General features: G+C 42.6%; 19 protein-coding genes. 9 read left to right on the forward strand and 10 right to left on the reverse strand.

What is annotated here, in order from left to right; all coding sequences use genetic code 11:
• Positions 1-8: 8 nt before the first annotated feature.
• Together RLN88_RS11170 and RLN88_RS11175 are read left to right on the forward strand one after the other, a co-directional pair.
• Positions 9-500, forward strand: coding sequence for a rhomboid family intramembrane serine protease (locus RLN88_RS11170; protein WP_350221486.1), 492 nt, complete (start codon positions 9-11; stop codon positions 498-500).
• 29 nt (positions 501-529) lie between these two features.
• Positions 530-1,579 carry a PA0069 family radical SAM protein gene (locus RLN88_RS11175; RefSeq protein ID WP_350221487.1) on the forward strand — a complete coding sequence of 350 codons (1,050 nt, stop codon included), beginning with the start codon at positions 530-532 and terminating at the stop codon, positions 1,577-1,579.
• A 66-nt stretch (positions 1,580-1,645) separates the two neighbouring features.
• On the opposite strand, the gene RLN88_RS11180 is transcribed toward RLN88_RS11175, so the two are convergent.
• Both RLN88_RS11180 and RLN88_RS11185 read right to left on the reverse strand, forming a co-directional pair.
• Positions 1,646-2,002, reverse strand: a complete 357-nt coding sequence (locus RLN88_RS11180; protein WP_350221488.1) for a DoxX-related protein — start codon at positions 2,000-2,002, stop codon at positions 1,646-1,648.
• Between the two features lie 72 nt (positions 2,003-2,074).
• Positions 2,075-3,094 (reverse strand): AMP-binding protein, encoded by a 1,020-nt coding sequence (locus RLN88_RS11185; protein WP_350221489.1) that lies wholly within the window; start codon positions 3,092-3,094, stop codon positions 2,075-2,077.
• 5 nt (positions 3,095-3,099) lie between these two features.
• Between RLN88_RS11185 and RLN88_RS11190 the strand changes: the two genes are divergently transcribed.
• Genes RLN88_RS11190 through RLN88_RS11200 form a run of 3 tightly spaced genes read left to right on the forward strand, consistent with a single transcriptional unit; the run spans position 3,100 to position 6,028 of the window.
• Positions 3,100-3,657: an RNA polymerase sigma-70 factor gene (locus tag RLN88_RS11190; protein WP_350221490.1), complete on the forward strand. Its 558-nt coding sequence runs from the start codon at positions 3,100-3,102 to the stop codon at positions 3,655-3,657.
• Entirely contained in the window at positions 3,647-5,053 is a 1,407-nt protein-coding gene (locus tag RLN88_RS11195) for a carboxypeptidase-like regulatory domain-containing protein (RefSeq protein WP_350221491.1), read from the forward strand. Before RLN88_RS11190 ends, RLN88_RS11195 begins: the two co-directional genes overlap by 11 nt.
• A 57-nt stretch (positions 5,054-5,110) precedes the next feature.
• The gene (locus tag RLN88_RS11200; RefSeq protein WP_350221492.1) at positions 5,111-6,028 is read left to right on the forward strand and encodes a FecR family protein; all 918 of its coding nucleotides are present in this window, start codon (positions 5,111-5,113) and stop codon (positions 6,026-6,028) included.
• A 10-nt stretch (positions 6,029-6,038) separates the two neighbouring features.
• On the opposite strand, the gene RLN88_RS11205 is transcribed toward RLN88_RS11200, so the two are convergent.
• The 4 genes from RLN88_RS11205 to RLN88_RS11220 are packed head-to-tail and all read right to left on the reverse strand — an operon-like array spanning position 6,039 to position 10,106.
• Entirely contained in the window at positions 6,039-6,887 is an 849-nt protein-coding gene (locus tag RLN88_RS11205; RefSeq protein ID WP_350221493.1) for a 1,4-dihydroxy-2-naphthoyl-CoA synthase, read from the reverse strand.
• Positions 6,868-8,508: a 2-succinyl-5-enolpyruvyl-6-hydroxy-3-cyclohexene-1-carboxylic-acid synthase gene (gene menD, locus RLN88_RS11210; protein WP_350221494.1), complete on the reverse strand. Its 1,641-nt coding sequence runs from the start codon at positions 8,506-8,508 to the stop codon at positions 6,868-6,870. The genes RLN88_RS11205 and menD overlap by 20 nt, the downstream gene beginning before the upstream one ends.
• 3 nt (positions 8,509-8,511) lie before the next feature.
• Positions 8,512-9,672: a chorismate-binding protein gene (locus RLN88_RS11215; RefSeq protein ID WP_350221495.1), complete on the reverse strand. Its 1,161-nt coding sequence runs from the start codon at positions 9,670-9,672 to the stop codon at positions 8,512-8,514.
• Positions 9,672-10,106: a hotdog fold thioesterase gene (locus tag RLN88_RS11220; protein WP_350221496.1), complete on the reverse strand. Its 435-nt coding sequence runs from the start codon at positions 10,104-10,106 to the stop codon at positions 9,672-9,674. Before RLN88_RS11220 ends, RLN88_RS11215 begins: the two co-directional genes overlap by 1 nt.
• Positions 10,107-10,134: 28 nt before the next feature.
• Between RLN88_RS11220 and RLN88_RS11225 the strand changes: the two genes are divergently transcribed.
• Positions 10,135-10,758, forward strand: a complete 624-nt coding sequence (locus tag RLN88_RS11225) for a histidine phosphatase family protein (protein WP_350221497.1) — start codon at positions 10,135-10,137, stop codon at positions 10,756-10,758.
• Between the two features lie 325 nt (positions 10,759-11,083).
• On the opposite strand, the gene RLN88_RS11230 is transcribed toward RLN88_RS11225, so the two are convergent.
• Positions 11,084-11,590, reverse strand: a complete 507-nt coding sequence (locus RLN88_RS11230) for a hypothetical protein (protein ID WP_350221498.1) — start codon at positions 11,588-11,590, stop codon at positions 11,084-11,086.
• 243 nt (positions 11,591-11,833) lie between these two features.
• On the opposite strand from RLN88_RS11230, the gene RLN88_RS11235 reads away from it, so the two are divergent.
• Positions 11,834-12,478 carry a hypothetical protein gene (locus RLN88_RS11235; protein ID WP_350221499.1) on the forward strand — a complete coding sequence of 215 codons (645 nt, stop codon included), beginning with the start codon at positions 11,834-11,836 and terminating at the stop codon, positions 12,476-12,478.
• Between the two features lie 25 nt (positions 12,479-12,503).
• Here the strand turns inward: RLN88_RS11235 and RLN88_RS11240 are convergent, their stop codons facing one another.
• Positions 12,504-12,974, reverse strand: a complete 471-nt coding sequence (locus tag RLN88_RS11240; protein ID WP_350221500.1) for a hypothetical protein — start codon at positions 12,972-12,974, stop codon at positions 12,504-12,506.
• A gap of 182 nt (positions 12,975-13,156) precedes the next feature.
• On the opposite strand from RLN88_RS11240, the gene RLN88_RS11245 reads away from it, so the two are divergent.
• Positions 13,157-14,920, forward strand: coding sequence for a TldD/PmbA family protein (locus tag RLN88_RS11245; RefSeq protein ID WP_350221501.1), 1,764 nt, complete (start codon positions 13,157-13,159; stop codon positions 14,918-14,920).
• Positions 14,913-16,586 carry a metallopeptidase TldD-related protein gene (locus RLN88_RS11250; RefSeq protein WP_350221502.1) on the forward strand — a complete coding sequence of 558 codons (1,674 nt, stop codon included), beginning with the start codon at positions 14,913-14,915 and terminating at the stop codon, positions 16,584-16,586. The genes RLN88_RS11245 and RLN88_RS11250 overlap by 8 nt, the downstream gene beginning before the upstream one ends.
• A gap of 265 nt (positions 16,587-16,851) precedes the next feature.
• On the opposite strand, the gene RLN88_RS11255 is transcribed toward RLN88_RS11250, so the two are convergent.
• A complete protein-coding gene (locus RLN88_RS11255) occupies positions 16,852-17,499 on the reverse strand; it encodes a hypothetical protein (RefSeq protein ID WP_350221503.1) in 648 nt (215 codons plus the stop codon).
• A gap of 316 nt (positions 17,500-17,815) precedes the next feature.
• On the reverse strand, positions 17,816-19,225 hold the full coding sequence (locus RLN88_RS11260; protein ID WP_350221504.1) for an MBL fold metallo-hydrolase: 1,410 nt from the start codon (positions 19,223-19,225) through the stop codon (positions 17,816-17,818).
• Positions 19,226-19,274: the final 49 nt, after the last annotated feature.

The following is a 19,274-nucleotide window of genomic DNA, read 5'->3' on the forward strand; positions in this document are numbered from 1 at the left end:
GTTTCTTCATGTGGCTTGTGTTCACGATTGAATTCTACTTGCATGTAGACCTGGGGTATTTGGGCATCTACCCCCGCCAGATCACCGGATTGATTGGCATTGTGATGGCTCCTATGCTTCATGGCAATTTCAATCACCTGGTTTCAAACACGATACCCCTCATTGTTCTGGGTGGCAGCATCTATTTTTTTTATCCTCCTATAGCCACCAGGGTTTTTATGTATGCGTACATGTTTACAAATATCCTTGTCTGGATATTCGGTCGTTCTTTTTATCATATTGGTGCGAGTGGACTGATCTATGCTCTTGCTTCCTTCCTGGTATTCTATGGATTTTTCAAAGGAAATTTCAAGTCTGTGATCATTAGTGCCATAGTGATCATCATCTATGGAAGCATGGCAGAGGGCATTTTCCATCTGGATGATCGCATTAGCTGGGAGTCGCATCTGATGGGTGCCATTGTGGGTTTGGTGAGCGCATTTACTTTCAGAAATAGATAAATTACTAATATATTTAGTAATTTTAATGAATGGATTATCTGAAAGGGAAAGGTGCTCAAATAAATGTGCCCAACAAGTTTGCATCACTTGAATTGTCAACGGAACAATTGGATGGAATTGATGAAGAACTGCTGCAGGGAAAGCCAAAAGTTGAGGTTTTTAAAGAGACACCAAGGAAGATCATCTCCACCAACAATAGCCCTGATTTGGGTCTTTCGGCATCTATCAATCCCTATCAGGGCTGTGAGCATGGATGTGTGTATTGCTACGCACGAAACTCGCATGAGTACTGGGGATTTAGCGCTGGCCTGGACTTTGAATCCAAAATCATTATAAAACCGGAAGCTCCACAGCTTCTTGAAAGTGAGTTCTTAAAGCCTTCTTGGAAACCCAGGGTGGTGATGCTGAGTGGCAACACGGATTGCTATCAGCCACTTGAGCAAAAATATCAATTGACCCGTAAGCTGCTGGCGGTGTTTCTTAAGTATCAAAATCCTGTAGGGATTATTACCAAAAATGCGTTAGTGACAAGAGACATTGACCTGCTTAAAGACCTTGCTCAAAATAACCTGGTACATGTGATCTTTTCTATTACATCTCTGGATGAGTCTCTAAGGCAAATACTGGAACCACGCACAGCAAGTGCCTTAAAGAAGCTACAGGCCATGGAAGAGCTTGCAAAGAACAACATACCCGTTGGGGTAATGAATGCTCCGATCATTCCGGGCCTTAATCATCATGAAATTCCTAAAGTGCTGGAGGTAAGTGCTCAAGCCGGTGCATCTTTCGCAGGCTATACTGTGGTTCGGCTAAATGGTCAGGTGAGCAAGATTTTTCATGATTGGCTGGTGAAGAATTTTCCTGATCGAGCCAGTAAAGTTTGGCATCAGATTCAGGATCTTCATGGTGGAAATGTAAACGATTCGGAGTTTGGAAGGAGGATAAAGGGTGAGGGAAAGATTTCAGAGGTGATCCGGAAGCTTTTTGAGGTCAGTAAACGCAAGTATTTTAAAGATAGGGAGCTAAAACCACTGGAGACATCTCATTTTAGAAGGGGTGGAGCCTACAGTTTGTTTTAATAAAAAACCCCGGCATTCACCAGGGTCTCCTCTTCATACTTATCCTGTAAATGGAATAAGGTATTTTCAGTCCGAGAGGTGAGCACTCATAAACCAAGCTCCACCTGCTAATGCAATATCTTTTAGGAACATGGACGAACCAACAGGATCCTGATTTAGGAATCCTGATAGATGTATTAACATGGCAAAAAGTGCTAACATTAACCCCAAAAGTTGGGTAGCTAATTTGGCCTTTTTTCCAATAATGATTGCTACTGCAGCTAAAATTAGTGCAAGTCCGGTGAGATAAACAAAGAAGATAGGTGCAGGTAAGAATTCAGGGACCATTCCCTTCATATCTGAGGCTCCCATCAGGTGAAAAATGCCAAACATAGCCATTGGTCCGGCATACATGAGTTTTCCAAGAAATCCTAAGCTTTTCATGAGATTGAGTTAAGGTTGAAAGTAATTAATCTCCTTGAATTTACTCGTTTTTGAGTCCAATCCCAAAGGTGCCTATCGGGCATTTTCAAGCAGCTTTTTCAAGGATGTTGGTCTGTCTATTTTTCCGCTTTTTGTTCGAGCTAGCACCTGATTGAAATAAACCTCTTTCGGTTGACTATACTTATCTAGTTCTGCGAAATCAATTTTATGTGGCTCGTTTTCGCAGATCAGGATTACTTTCTGACCCAGGGTCTTATCAGGAAGTGATCCGATGATGAAATCTCCGTTTATTTTATTCTTCAGTTTTTCCTCGACCACCTCCGGACTCACTTTTACACCACCGGTATTGATTACAAAATCCTTTCTACCATTCCATTTGAAGGAATGAGGTGATATCAGTTCAATTATGTCATTGGTGTATAGCCATTTATTATCTGTGATGGACCCTTTGATTTTAAGGCAACTTTCAGCATCTACTTCCACTTCTGAATCGCCTATGGTATGGTAAATATCATCATCCAGCTTTCTCAGTGCAAAATGTGAAACTGTCTCTGTCATCCCAAAAGTGGAGAATACGCGAGACCTAAAATTGGCTTTGCGGATGGGCATAGGTGCACCACCAATTAGGATTACCTTAAAGCGATTGATTTCCTCTTCAGTCAGGTTATTGAATTGCATAGGAACCATTGAAACCAAATCAAATGTTTCGGTAGACTTAAGCCCGGTCATTGGTCTGGATGACGGCTCCACTATTCTAAGATGATGATTGAAAATCAAGGCACGGTAGATGACCATAGCACCACCAATGTGTCGGGGATCCAGACACAAAACCGAGTTGTTTAGCTCACGTTTCGGATCGATATGATCCATAGTCGCTCGCGCACTTATCTCTATTTTATTCCTACTAATCTTGATTTTCTTGGGTCTTCCGGTAGAGCCAGATGTTTGATGATAGAAAAAATGTTGTTTTGAATGCCATTGGCGTACCGTTTTTAACACATAATTTTCCGTCTCGTTATATATTTCTGCTGGAAGTTCATCTTCTAGAATTTCTTCTAACTTTAGCGAAAAATTTTTAGAGATAATAATCACTGGACTTGGAAAACGAAGAGGTAATAGTAAATAGATTAATTAACAAAGATAAGAGGGCTTTCGAACTTGTCTTTAATCAGTATTACGGCATTATGGTCCTTTATGCTTCCAGGTTTATGGATACTAAGGAAGAAGCTGAGGAGATCACTCAGGATGTTTTTGTAAAATTTTGGGAAAAATGTGATTCACTATCTGAGGATTCTTCGATCAAAAGCTATTTGTACCGCTCCATTCACAACTCATGCCTCAATACCCTGAAGCATGAAAAGGTGAAGGATGGCTATCGCCAGCACGTGATTCATGTGATGGAATCTTCGTATCAAAATGAATTTGATGAGAGGGATCCGGATGAACTGAGGAATAGGATCAACGAAGAGATTGATAAACTACCACCCAGGTGTGCAGAGATTTTTAGATTGAGTAGATATGAGGGATTGAAGTATCAGGAAATTGCAGATCACCTGGATATTTCCGTGAAAACGGTTGAAGTGCAGATGGGAAAGGCTTTGAAAGTTTTGAGAGAAGCTTTAAGGGATTTAAAGAATCTGAGAGATGCGAGCTAATTTGTTTCTTCTCTTATTTTTTCCTGTTGTCTTTTCATCGGGCCAAAGTAAAAAAGGTGATCTGGTTAATGCCTCATTTGATAATCAATCACTTGAAGTAATTTTTGATACCCTTTCGGCGCAAACCGGCTACTTTTTTAGCTACAATTCAGACTTACTACCTAAAGGAAGCCTTTATACGATATCAGCAGAAAACTTGCCAGTAGATCAATTCCTTTCCCGATTGCTTGTTGGAACCGGACTCAAGTATACTTTTTTCAAGGATCAAATTATTTTGAACTATGAAGTGCTTGAAGAACAATCGATAAGGAGAAAGAATTATTTTGTGATATCCGGCAAGGTATATGATGAGAACAATGAGCCGCTAAAAAATGTAAATATCTTTTTAGATGGAACCACAATTGGTACCTCAAGTGGAGCAGACGGAAGCTATCAATTGTCATCAATACCTCCCGGTTTCTATGATATAGTATTTTCACATGTGGGCTATGAGAATGCGATCTATCAAGTTTCAGAGAGCAATGGAGGCTCCCGGATTCAAAATCATCAAATGTCTGTGGATTTGGAACAGTTAGAAGAGGTTGAAATAATCTCTGATCGAATACGCAATTCTGAAAATAACTGGCTAGTTTATTACAATACATTCAAAGAGGAGTTACTGGGTCAATCTAGGAATTCGGCGAATTGTGTAATTGAAAATCCGGAGGCCCTAAATTTCTTATTTGACGAAGCAACTAACACATTGAAAGCCTTTTCCGATCAGCCAATACAAATTCGTAATGAAGCACTCGGATATAGGATAAGCTACCTACTTGAATCTTTCGTTAAGACCGATTCAGACCTTCGTTTCAGGGGAAGAATTAGGTTTAGAAATTCTGAACCACTCTCAAAGGGAGAAATTAGAGAGTGGAAAAGGAATAGAAAGGCAGCCTATTATGGTTCATTTAATCACTTTAAACAAGCTTTAATTAATGAGGAATTAAAGAAGGAGGGTTATAGAATTTTTAAATTAAAAAACATAAAGGATTTTGAGCTCAAGCGCGATGATGAAATAGTAGAAAGTGATATTGTTGTATTTAAGGGGGACCACTATGAACTTGATTTCAAAAATTATCTAATTATTGAATATAGAAAGGAAAGCGAGAGCATAGAATTCTTGAAAAATAGTGATTATACAAGGCTTTTGTATTCAAAGTACATTTCCTCTGATGATATTTTAACTAAAAATCCAGGCAATCAAATCTCCATAATCAAGCTGTTGAAAAACGGTGTTCGTTTAGATCTTTCCGGTGAGGTTTTGGACCGATTTAGCCTTACAACCTATGGGTATTGGTCTTGGGAACGTACTGCTGATTTGGTACCAATAAATTATGATCCGAAATACGATAATTTGTAAAAAAGCTTTAAGGGGAAGGGCTAATTAAACTGTTAATAACCAAGAAGATACGAAAGAATGGAAGAAGTACTAGCAAAATATTTTTCGGGGAACGCCACTAAGGACGAAATTTCCTCAGTGGAAACCTGGAGGTCAGAGTCTGAGGAGAATGCAAAAGCCTTTTATGACAGTAAGTTAGTTTGGCTTAGTTCAGGAAAAATTGAAGATGCTCCGTCCCACATTTTGGAGCAAATTATTGATAAGCCGCAAGCCAAGCAGGTTTCATTTCTTGCACGATCTTGGGTAAGATATGCAAGCGCAGCGATTTTGGTTTTAGCCATCTCGTTACTTTTTGTGCTCAATAGAAATACGAGTGAGATAAATTATTCCGATCAAAGTCTATCCGATGGTAGCGTGGTGTCCCTTCATGGAGATGCTCGGGTTGAGGTTCTGAATTTTAATAAAGACATTAGAGAAGTACGAGTTTATGGAAAGGCTTACTTTGACATTGAGCGTGATGAGAATAGACCATTCGTGATTCATACAAGCAATGCGACCGTTAAGGTTCTTGGTACCTCATTTGTTGTAGATGCGGTTGGTTCAAAAACGGAGGTTTTGGTAGAGTCTGGTTTGGTAGAGCTTTTGAAATCAGGAAAAAATGAGGTTTCTGTAAAGTTGGCTAAAGGAGAGATGGGGCTTGTAGACAATAATAATGAAGGCATCATAAAAAGGAATAATAGCGATCTCAACTACCTTGCCTGGAAAACCAAGATCATCACGTTCAATCAATCATCTATGGCTGAAGTGCAAGAGGTGATTGAAGAGGTTTATGGTATTAATATGAAGTTTGAGAATCCAAACTTCAAGAATTGTAAGCTTACAGCGAAATTCAATAAGAAAAAGGCCAGGGATGCCATTGAAATCATCGCCAGAACATTCAATGTGCAATACGAATACTCCAGCAAAGAGGCAGTGTTAAAAGGAAAGGGTTGCTAAGAAGCAGCCCTTATGGTATCCACTTAATATCATCAAAGTTTGGCTTTCGTTTCTCCAAAAACGCATTCCTTCCCTCTTTGGCCTCATCCGTCATGTAGGCTAGACGGGTGGCTTCACCGGCAAACACCTGCTGACCCACCATACCATCATCGGTAAGGTTGAAGGCAAATTTCAGCATCTTGATAGATGTAGGCGACTTGGCCAGGATTTCCTGAGCCCACTGAAAAGCCTCTGATTCCAATTCATCATGAGGGATCACCGCATTCACCATACCCATTTCAAAAGCTTCTTGCGCTGAGTAGTTTCTACCCAGGAAGAATATTTCTCGTGCTCGTTTCTGACCAACCATCTTTGCCAGATATGCTGATCCATATCCACCATCAAAACTCGTAACGTCTGCATCTGTCTGTTTGAAGATCGCATGCTCTTTACTTGCAAGTGTCAAATCACAAACAGTGTGAAGGCTATGACCGCCACCTACAGCCCATCCGGGCACAACCGCAATCACCACCTTGGGCATGAAGCGAATCAGTCGCTGTACCTCGAGGATGTTCAAACGGGGCATGCCATCGTCATCTACATAACCCTGATGACCTCTGGCGTTCTGATCTCCACCACTGCAAAAAGCCCATCCACCGTCTTTCTTCGAAGGGCCTTCACCACTAAGCAACACCACACCAATGTTGACATCTTCCCTGGCATCCAGAAAGGCTTTATACAACTCTGCTACCGTTTTAGGTCGGAAAGCGTTTCGCACTTCCGGTCGGTTGAAAGCTATTCTGGCAACCTTGCCACATTTTACATAGGTGATGTCTTCAAAGTCACCGGCCTTTTCCCACTTAATTGTTGATTCGCTCATTGATCTTCGTTCTTAGTTCCTTGTATGCTTTGTCGTTTATTTCAGGCTGAGTATAGATTTCAAGCACTTTTGCATGCTCAGAAGATTCAAAAAAGGTTACTAGGGCTTTCTCCAGCTCTTCTGTATTATCAGCTCTACTATAATTGAGATTGCTCTCCTTGCAAATATATTCTGCTGTTCGGTTATGCCTCGTTTCAAAGTAATCCTCCAGCTCTGGCAGACCCGAAGGTCCTGGTATCAATCGGAAGATTCCACCTCCCTGGTTATTCATGATGATCACCTGAAGGTTTGGGGTTTGATGGTTGTGAAAGAATGCATTTCGATCATACAGAAAAGCGAGATCACCCGTGATAAGTACATTCAACTTTTTACTCACCATTGCTGTACCCAACGCCGTGGAGGTACACCCGTCAATGCCACTGGTGCCACGGTTGCTGAAAACTTCAACGCCATCTTTCACTCCGAATAAATCTGCATAACGTACTGGCATGGAGTTACTTAAGTGTAGGTTAGAATTAGCTGGTATGGCTTTTAACACCTTTAAGGTTGCAACTGGTTCTGAGAATGGCAACTCAGAAACCAGATCATTGATGGTGGTTTCGGTGGCTTTCGATAAATCTTTCCATTTGGCAACATATTCCGGATCGACTTCATGCTCCACCAATTGATCTAGACATTCAATGATGTTTCGCTTGATCAGCTGGGGATTGGAGCTGTAAGTATCCACTTTAACTCTGGCCGGATCGAAATGAATATGTCTTGCCGGTTTGGCATTTCTTATGAAGGCCTTTAGTTTCTTGGAAAGCACGGATAGCCCGGAAGTAATCAGAAGGTCTGGTTTTAGTTCGCTTTGTCCATCAATGAAGCCATCGACGTGATCAATGCCCACCGATAGGTTATTCAACGGGGATTTGATGACAGGAATACTATCTGCGAGCTGCATCAATTTTTCTTTCAGTTTTTCATCGGATGGTTGCTGACCGATCAGAATGAGGATCTTTTTGCAATCACCCAAATGAAGATCGATGGTGCTTTGGGTGATGGATACTTCTGATTCCGTGATATCCACCTTCCTGAATTCCAAATGCTGATCAGGTGTAGGATAGAAGGGCTCAGCAAAGGGGATGTTCAGATGAACAGGGCCAACAGGCTGTTTCAGGGCTTCTTGAATACCTTCGATTAGAGTGAATTGATAATCCTCAGCAGATTGCTCATCCTGAATGATTGGAAGCTGATAGGAGGCTTTCACATGATTCTTCAGCACTTCAAATTGTCGGATGGTCTGGCCATCCCGTTGATCAATCAGCTCTGGTGGACGATCTGCGGAAAGCACTATCAAGGGTATTTGCCGGTAATATGCCTCAGCAATGGCAGGTGCATAGTTCAATAGGGCAGTTCCTGATGTACAGCACAGCACTACAGGCTCTTTTCGTTCCTGAGCGATCCCCAAGGCAATGAAACCTGCTGCTCGCTCATCCGGAATGATCCATTTCTTTATTTCCGAATGTCGGGCAAAGGAGATTGTAAGTGGTGCATTTCTGGATCCCGGAGACATCACCGCATGCATGATGCCAAGCTGACGGCAGATTTGAGAGGTGTTGAATACGGTAGGGTGAAGCATGGATTACTTGAATATCCTTTTTAACACATCAATCTTCATCTCGGTCTCCACATATTCTTTTTTAGGGTTGGAATCCTCTGTGATGCCCGCTCCGGCAAAGAAACGAATGGTCTCATTTTCCACCTTAATGCATCGGAGGTTTACGAATAGATTGGTAGCACCATCAAAATTGACCGGGCCGATAAAGCCTGCATAGAATTCCCTGTCGTATTTTTCATTGTCCACAATCCATGGTTTTACCAACTCAATCGGCATACCGCAAACTGCCGAAGTAGGATGGAGGAGCTCCAACATCTGATCGGCAAGGTCTTCAAACACAAGCTCTGTATAGTCCACGATGAACTCTGTTTTCAGGTGAGCAAGATTTCCGGCCTGAATGGTCTTGGGGCCATGCTCGTGAAACTCCCTAAGTCGAATTTTCTTGAAGCAATTAATGATGTACCGACTAACCAGCACCTGCTCCTCAATTTCCTTTTGCGTCCAGGCGATTTCACTCAATGGCTGATCATCTTCCAGTCGCTTGGTGCCTGCCAGTGCTACAGTCATGAAACGCTCATTGGAGTCTGAAAGCAACAATTCCGGAGTAGCACCTATCCAGAGCCCTTTACCGGGAATGTAAGTAAGACTGCAAAAAGCATTAGCATACGCTTTTGCTACTTCACCAAAGAACTCCCATGCAGAGAAATCATTCGGAAGCACTTCATCCCGAAAGCGGGAAAGCACGATCTTTTCAAATGAACCATTTTTGATCTCTTCTACTGCATTTGCTACGATTTGCTCATAATTATTAAAAGGTACTGATTCAGTTGATTTTAAAGCCCTTGCTGTCACATTTTCCGCCAGACGAGCTTTAAAGTCATCAATTTCCGTAGAAGTCACTTTCGGACTGAGGGTCACTTCGCCCTGACTGGTAATGATGATATCAGCGGCAATGTGATAGGGTTTTATCGGGTGGTTATCGCTGAATGCATTCACCAAAAACCCCGGATCGGCGGCACTCAGGGTAATACCTTCCTGCTTTTGTACTTCCTTTAACGAAACAATGAAGGTGACCTCTTCTTTCTTTGGCATTCGCCATGCGGCAAATGCATAGCCAGCATGCATGAGGCTGGTCAGCAGTGTATCGCCTTTCTGAAGATCCAGTATTTGTTGTAATTCTCTCACTATTTCCTGTCTAAAATAGCCATTGTTATCCGGCTAATGGCAACCAGCTGTTTTTGCTCATTAGTAATTTCAATGCTCCACACCTGTGTGCCTTTGCCCAGGTGAATGGGTTTGGCTTTTCCTGTGACCAATCCCTCACGTGCCGATTTGATGTGGTTAGTGTTTATTTCCAATCCCACTGCATGCTGCGTATTCAAATCGATGCAGAGGGTAGACCCCACACTTCCCATCGTTTCCGCAAGGGCCACCGAAGCACCTCCATGCAACAATCCCATGGGTTGCTTTGTTCGGTGATCAACGGGCATAGTTGCCACGAGATAGTCAGACCCTATTTCAGTAAATTTTATGCCCAGATGCTCTACCATGCATCCTTCCGACATGCTGTTGACTACATCCAGTTCGATGTAGTCGGGAAAAATTCGTTCATTTGCCATTTCGATAGCAAACCAACGTAAAGGAGATTTGAAAAGCAAGACCATTTACATTCTAAGACATGGAGAAACGGACTACAACAAGAATGGCATGGTGCAGGGCAGGGGCGTCAATGCTTCGCTGAACGAGACCGGCAGGCTACAGGCCCGAAAGGCAGGCGAGGCTTTCCGGCATATTGCTTTTGATCGGGTGTATACTTCCGCATTGGTGCGCACCCATGAAACAGTCAAAGAATTTATCAACGGATCTACGCCGATCAGATCGCTGGATGGATTTGATGAGATCAGCTGGGGCAACCAGGAAGGAGTGATGGCCGACTATAACGCAAAGAACCTATATGCCGAGACGGTGAATGGCTGGCAGAGGGGTGAGCTGGAATTGAATGTGGGAGGAGGGGAGAACCCTATCCAGGTGATGGAGCGGCAAAGAGCAGCGATGAGCGAAGTGATTCAAGGAGACGGTGAAAACATCCTGATCTGCATGCACGGGCGAGCCATGCGCGTATTGCTTTGCTGGACGCTAAACTATCCACTCCAGTTTATGAACGGCTTTCCTCACACCAACTGTTCATACTACGTGCTGGAATACCGGAATGAGACCTTTCGGATGAAAGGATTTAATGAGGTGGGGCATTTGGGATACTCCCCCCCTTGAAGGGTTAAGGAGGGCATCTAGCTGTCTTGCTGCCTATGTTTGTTTCCATTCAAATCATTGAATCGAAATGAGCATGATAAGATAAAAAAATGAATTTAGCACTCTATTTAAAATATTATGGCTTCATTTTGTGTAAGCTATCACATTTCCCAAGCTTGCCTACTCTATCATCCGGACAAAAGATTGACCGTTTTTTCTTTGATTCTCGATCAAATTTTCTTATCCTGCTTTTCATTTGTACAGCGTTTAGCTTTAACAGCTTTTCCTAATGTGATGTAGAAGATTCAGAATAAAATAAATAGCTCAAAGCTGTCTTAGCTTTAAACTAATCAAGCTTCAAATGATGAACGTGTTCATCAATCAGGTCAATTCGGGCAGTGACAGCATCTACATACTTGGCAAGCTCCTTTTCCAGTTTTTCAATCTCCTTGAAATACTTTGAGCTTGAGATGTCATATTCTTCTCCAATCTCTTCAAACTTCACACATTCTTCTTTCAGAAATGCTTTAAAATTTGGGGTAGTGTATTCAATCTCCACAGTCAGGATGTCTTTTAATGTCGCATCTGCTTCCTTATCGGATGAGTTTTCATATTTCTCGCTTACAATCTGATAAAGCAGGGTATCGTAATGATGGATTTTATCTAACAGTGCGATCGTCTTTTCCCGATAAACTTCTGCGGTGCAATAGTATTTAATCCCTGAGTACGTTTCAAGCTCTTCAGCCTGCTTGTCCCACTTCACCGTCAGGTCATCAATGACCGCAACAATGTTTTCCTGAGCCTGAGCGAAGAAGGTTAGAATTGAAAAGGAAACAATGAGGATGTATTTCATGGCTTTATCTGGTTAGGTTAATCTTTCTAAAAGTAAATCACGTATCTAGTTCGACAAAATTGATAAGGGATCATTCGATGAAACTAGCAAAATGCGGTTTCAAAAAATATATCAAGGCCAAATTGAGGCGCAATGAATAAAATACCCATAGAAGTGAAGAGAAGATGGTATTATTGTCGAGAAATGGTTTGGATGTCAATCTATCCGGTTTAATTACCTTTAAGTTCAAAGTAAATTGCAGTAATGAACGAATACGCTAATAAAGGGAGCAACAAGACCTTAGTAGTTATCATCATCGTGGTGTTGGTAGCGGTGGTTTTTTCAGGAATTTGGTATTTTGCAAAGTATAAGCCGGAGCAGGAAGCGAAAGAAAAAGCACGCTTGGAACAGTTAGCAAAGCAAGAGACAGAGAAAAAGAGAAGAGAACAAGAGGCACAAAATAAAGCCAGATACGATCAACTGATTGAAAATGCTGATTCTGAGGTGTCTTTGGAGAATTGGGAATCCGCTCGTTCCCTTTATTCAGAAGCATCAGCCATATTCCAGAATGAACAGTACCCAAAGGATCAATTGGTGATGGTGAATGCGAAGTTGGATGAAATAGCTGAATTGGAGGCTAGAAAAGCGGCCGGAATTGTGGAAACGGTTACTTCACCCACCGGACGCTTTTACATTATTGCATCCAGCAGTATCGACGAGGATTTGGCGATGGACTATGCACGTAAATTGGCGAAAAGTGGAATCAACGTTAAGCTCGTAAAACACCATGCCAATGAGTTGCCTTTCCATGGTGTGTCTCTGGGTGACTATGCTACTTGGGATCAGGCAGTTAACGCTTCTTCTTCATTTACAGGCTTTGAAAGTGGAGTTTGGATACTTAAGTATTGAATTTAAGGAACGTAAATAAGTAGAGTTAAAAGATATCCTTTACAATTTCCATCATATTCCTTCGAACTTCTTTTAGAGCCACTTCAAATTTTTTCTGATCTATTTTTATAGCCTTGAATTTTGGATCCGGATGTTTGAATAAATAAAGTTGAGTCGTTGACTCAAGCTCTGTAATCGTGCGATTTACTTGATCTTCACGTGATTTTTCATGAAAAAAAATTCTGAAATCATAGTGGGGTGAAATATGGTAGTGCCCCTCTTTTTCTCCAAAACAATCAAATTTAGCAAATTCACGATCTCCTATCTCCAGAACAGTAGCCGGGCCTTTACCATGTGGCAGGACTTTCCAGTATACTAAAAATTGCATTTGGTCGTCGACTGGTATTATCCTTAAATCCTTTCTAACTCCAAATTTCGGACGAGTTTTTATTGATAAAATCCGCTTTAACCATCTTTTAGGAAAATCTATCACAAATTCTTTTATTAAAGAGACCATATTTGGTTTGAAAAAGAGATCACTCAAAAAGTGAATCAAAAGTATGGATTTTCATGGTTGGATATTAAAAGAATAGATATTCCCAAACATAATTAAATTCATGTGTACTCATTTTTCAATTCGATCTATTAATTAATCATCCGATGATGCCATGCATTACTCAGTTACTTATTAACGTTGCAATGTCATCACAACCCTCAACTAATTCGGTCATTTCAACCAAAAAACCAAAGAAGTCTTTGAATTCAAAACCATTCCCTCAAAAACAAATTGACCTCAGACTGGCGTGTCTGCTTGTCGGAATCTTTGCTTTTTTATCTACCGTCCGGGCACAGAGCAATCCACTTATAGACATTCTAAGCAAAGAGCTGGACAGAGAGTTTGAGGTGCTTTCCAAAGCAGACGATCCGGTTTATTACATGGATTATCAAGTTATGGATGTGAATCAGCAGATTATTCACACCAATCTTGGCAGCCTAGTTAATTCCACTCATTCTCGCAGACGCACGGCCAACGTCAACATTCGCATCGGGGATTACCAGCGCGACAATACACACAATGTCAATGAGTTTAATCAGCAGCAATTCAATGCCATGCCTATAGCGCTGGAAACGAATGAGCAGGCTATTTCACATATGTTTTGGACCATGACCAATATCAAGTACCAGGCAGCAGTGGAGGAGTACAGACAAGCCACAGCCAGGGAGGACAAGACCACAACGGCAGATTTTACTAAAGAGAAGCCTGAGGTTTATATCGAGGAAATTGAGGAAAAAGACCTCACCAGGGACACAGACGAGATTGAAGCCAGGCTAAAAAGATTGTCTGCACTTTTTCTGCAGAATGAAAATATCATAATCGGCGAAGTGAGCCTAAACAGGGAGGTAAAAACGAAGTACTTTGTATCCACCGAAGGGTCAAAGGTTGCACATCAGATTGAGTACAATTTCCTGAGCATTAGTGGAAATATCCTTGACTCTGAAGGTGCCTTTATTCCTCTCTATCAAACCTACTTCGCCTATGACCTGGATGAATTGCCGGATGAAGAATCACTGAAAGCTGATATTAACCGACTAATTGAAACACTAGTCGCGCTGCAATCGGCACCACTGGCAGAACCATATTCCGGTCCTGCAATTTTACATCCACGAGCGGCCGGGGTTTTCTTTCACGAGATTTTTGGCCATCGAATAGAAGGAAGCAGGCTCAGCAGCGAATACGACAGCCAAACCTTCAAGGAGAAAGTAGGAGAGTCCGTATTACCGAAAAGTATCAGCGTTTACATGGATCCTACAATCAAAGAACTGGGGGATCAGGCTCTGCTTGGCCATTACTTGTTTGATGATGAAGGAGTGAGGGCACAAAAGGTAAATGTGGTAGAAGGGGGCATTTTGAAAAATTTCCTGATGACCCGCAAACCACTGGATTCATTTGTTTCATCTAATGGCCATGCCAGGACAGAGGGAGGCATGGCACCTGTTTCCCGTCAGTCTAACCTGATCGTGGAAGCCGACAGGCAGCTGAGCGAAGATGACCTGCGAAAGCAGCTGATCAAAGAGTGCAAAAAGCAGGGCAAGAAATACGGCTATTACTTTGTTGATGTAGAGGGAGGTTTTACAAACACCAACCGGTTTTCACCGAATGCTTTCAATATTATGCCCACAGTGGTATACAAAGTGTATGTAGATGGCCGGCCGGATGAACTCGTTCGGGGCGTGGATTTGATAGGCACCCCGTTATCCATGTTCGCTGAGATCAAAGCCGCAAGTGACCATCGAGCCACCTTCAACGGATACTGTGGGGCAGAGTCTGGTAATGTGCCGGTAAGCGCTACCGCTCCGGGACTGTTGGTGCGCCGCATAGAAACGCAAAAGAAAATGAGAGAGACGAATGAAGACGAAGCTCCCATATTGTCCAGACCTTTAAGTGGTAAAGCAAATGATTAAAAAACTGACATTAAGTGCAAGTTTGGTGGTACTGCTTGGCTTTACTACCAGTGGACAGGACATGCTCAGCACGATTGAGCGTGCCATGATGGATGAGATGGAGCGAAACATGACACAGTTGCGATCCGATAAGTATTCGGATCCATTCTTCATCCGCTACCGCATTATTGATCAACAAAACATAACCGTCTCTGCCTCGCTGGGCGCTCTGCACAATTCCAGCGAGGAGCCTTTTCGCACCAAAGATATTCGTGTCATGGTGGGAGATTATGAATTTAATGACGAAAGCCTGGATGGGGATGGAATGGAGCTAGACGGAAAATACCCGTATGGTTATGCAGATTTTACCATGCCACTTGGTGATGATTACTACGGTATAAGGCGGTCACTTTGGATTACAACAGATGCTATTTACAAGATAGCAGGGCAGTACTATAAGGATTTTTTGAATGATCTGGAAAAGGACGGTAAGACTTATGAAGACATTGATCATAAACGGTTTGCGAAAGTGCCTGTGGTGGAGTACATGGAGCCCGTCCTGAAGCAACCCTTTTCCAGAAAGAAACTGGAAGACTTTGTGCGTGAAGCCTCTACATTATTTGTGGAGTATCCTGATCTATTGATCTCATCTGTGAGGGCCAATAGCAATGTAAGTACTGAGTATTTCTTAAACAGTGAGGGCACGCGGTACCGCACTTCCACGCTTTTTGCCAATATTGACTTTACGGTTTCTATGATAAATAGCGAGGGGGAAATGAGCTATGAAACTCATAACCATGAACTAGCTCCTGAAGATTCTCTGCCATCAATGGAAGAGGTGCAAAAGATTGTAACTGGATTGGTAGGAAAAATGCTGGCCAAGGACAGTGCCGAGCGCTTTGTGGATAGTTATTACGGGCCCGTGCTATTTGAGGACGAGACCGTATCCCGGCTGTTTAGCTCGTACCTGATAAATCAGCTTTATGCTTCTACTCAGCTGGAAAGTGAAGGCTATTATGGGGGTTATAATGGGGGCTCACACGCGATGGACGACCGGATCGGTCAGCGGGTGATTTCGAAAGAACTTTCCGTAACACTTCTTCCCACTCTTACTGAGTGGGGAGGTGCGGCATTGAGCGGGAGCTACCGTATTGATAGTGAGGGAGTAATGCCTGCGGATACCCTCGTGCTTATCGAAAATGGCATCTTAAAAAACCTCATGACCTCACGAACGCTTACCAAAGAAACCCAGGTGGCCAATGGAACAGGTTCAGGGCCTGGTGTGGCGTTGATCTCAACCTCTGAGGGCTCTACTAAAGAAGCACTACGTCAGCGGTTGCTTGAACTGGCCAGAAAATACGATCAGGAATATGCCATTATTATCAGGGAAGCCAATGAATACGGAGGTTTGTATGACCTCAGCGTGGTTAAAGTGCATGTAGAAACTGGCGAGGAAGAAGTTTTGAGAGGTGCCAACATTACTGATCTGGGTATCAATAACTTAAAGCGAATCCTTGGGATATCCTCCAGCCTGATGGTGGAAAACCATGGACGTACCAGCTACATCACTCCGGACGCACTTTTGCTGGAAGATGTAGGCCTTAGTGGAAGATACAATCCACAGCCTAAGATGAAAGAAGCATTGGTGAAGAGCCCGTTGGTGAAAAGTTCAATTCCTGAGAAATAATCATCACAGCTTTCTGGGATAATCGGCAGGATCCTAAAAAAACTACTTGAATTATTAAAAAAAGCTAAATAGCAATATGAAACGATGCTCAATCGTTCGTAGCTATTTAGCATAACATTATTATGTTTAACGAGCGTCAGCTCGTTACATAATTTATATTATGTTAAGTAATGAAATCAAAACACTGTCCTATGTGGGTGTTTTGAGGATTTGCATGCATTTGTGAAATCCGGAGGTTTTAGTCTGCTGTGGTGAATGTGCTCTGTTAATTCTTTGCCAGCCTGGATTGTTCCATGTCTTCCATGGCGTCAGTCACCCAGTTGTCGGATAGGACTTCCCGCACATCAAAAATCAAATAGTCATCCAATACTTCTATCTGATAATGATACCGTGTGCGTATGTGAGATCTGGTTGGCACGCAAAACCTGCTGTCAATTACATGTCCTCCCTGCTGGTCTTTAAATTCGTACAAGGTGGCTGTTGGTTGGCTCAAATCGAATCCTTCACGCATCAGTATGTCAGCAAGCGATTTTGCCAGCTCTTTTGATTCTGTGGTTTTCAGTGTGATCACAGCCTCTACGTCTTTCAGGTATTCCAGGTCTACTGTCTTGAAATAAGCCCAACGGGACAATTGATCATTTCCTACCACCAGGCTGTCTACTGTGCAGTTTTTGGGCACTTCATGTGTTACGTCCTTTACCAGCTCAAAACCCAGGTTTTGTGTAAGTTCAAAAATGCACTGGTCTCTTTGTTCGTTTTTATACGTTTCCAGTACTGATAGCAATGATTTAGCAAGTATTGTAATGCTGTCATCCTCTGTAGATTCAGTACACACATCACCATTTTTGGTATTGGCACTGCAGAAAGTGGAAATCAAAAATGTTGCGAAGAAGAGTCCTGCTAATCGGTTCATAATCACTTTGATTTAGATAACAAAAGTGATCCTTCCTGATCATGCCTGCACGAGGATATTACTGAAATGATCGAATACGTGAATTACTTAGTTGCTTGAATTTTCGACACATCTGCACAAATACAAATAATGCAATAAAACTTGCATCAAGCTTATCTGTGATGTGGTCCTTCATTTCTGAAGATATACCATACAAACCAGATGATGGCCACCAGACCCAGCAGCAATAGTGTTATTAATGTCATGGCTTTAAGTTACCACGCTTTTATGATCTCTCTATCCAGTCTACCCTAATTTACCCGCTCCTTTCTTAGGTTCATTTTTGAGTGGTTGGACATATATAAGCCGTTACAGGTATCTGGGTATCCCTAATTGCTTTGAACCCTCCAGCCACGTCCACCAGATTGTGATATCCTCGGGATTTCAGGATCGACGCGGCGATAACAGAGCGGTATCCTCCAGCACAGTGAATATGGTATGTCTTGTCATCCTCAATTTCATCCATGCGTTCACTCAGATAGTCCAATGGAATGTTTATGGCATCTTCCACATGCTCAGCTTCATATTCTCCGGGCTTTCGTACATCCATGATATTGAGCTTGCTTTTTTCCAACTCCTGTTCAAATTCCCTGGCAGAGATTGACTCTATCGTTTGTGTCTCTTTGCCCGCAGACTGCCAGGCCTCTAATCCACCGTCCAGGTATCCAAGTGTGTTGTCATACCCCACACGTGAAAGCCTTGTCACCACTTCTTCTTCACGTCCGGCATCTGAGATAAATATTATGGGCTGCTGCAAGTCCGGAATAAGAGCCCCCACCCATGGTGCAAATCCACCATCGATTCCTATAAAGATGGAATTCGGGATATGCCCGGCGATGAATTTTGACTGATGGCGTGTGTCGAGCACAAGTGCCCCTTCGTGATTGGCCATTGCTTCAAATGTCTCTACATCGAGTGGGACATTTCCTTTTTTTAATACCTTGTCTAGCCCCACAGCTCCTGCCTTATTCATGGCAACATTCTGAGCAAAATATTGTGGTGGAGGCAGCAGGCCATCTGTCACCTCTTTGATAAACTCTTCCTTCGTCATATTGGCTCGCAGCGCATAATTGGTCTTTTTCTGGTTGCCCAGCAGATCCCAGGTTTCCTTGCTCATGTTCTTTCCACAGGCAGAGCCCGCTCCGTGTGCCGGGTAAACGATCACTTCATCAGGAAGGGTCATGATCTTATTCCGAAGACTATCATAGAGCATTCCTGCCAGGTCGTCCTGGGTCATTGTTCCTTTTTGTGCTAAGTCCGGCCTGCCCACATCCCCAATAAACAGGGTGTCACCGCTGAAGATGGCGTGCTCCTTCCCTGCCTCATCAATGAGTAGATAAGTGGAACTCTCGAGCGTGTGACCAGGAGTGTGAAGGACTTTAATCTTCACTTTTCCCAATTCAAAAACTTCTCCATCCTTAGCCTCGTGAAAGTCGAAATTAGCTTTAGCTCCAGGCCCATATACAATCTTTCCCCCAGACTTCTGAGCCAGATCCACATGGCCGGATACAAAATCCGCATGAAAGTGGGTTTCAAAAATATATTTGATTTTTACACCATTTTTTTGAGCTTTCTTCAAATACGGCTCAGACTCCCTCAATGGATCAATAATAGCTGCCTCTCCATCGCTCTCAATAAAATAGGCTCCCTGCGCCAGGCATCCGGTGTATATCTGTTCTATGTTCATAATTTCAACTAATCTATTTGATTCAAATTTACGATGCTTCTTAGCATGA

This window comes from Ekhidna sp. (genome assembly GCF_040223195.1).
GTDB lineage: Bacteria > Bacteroidota > Bacteroidia > Cytophagales > Cyclobacteriaceae > Ekhidna.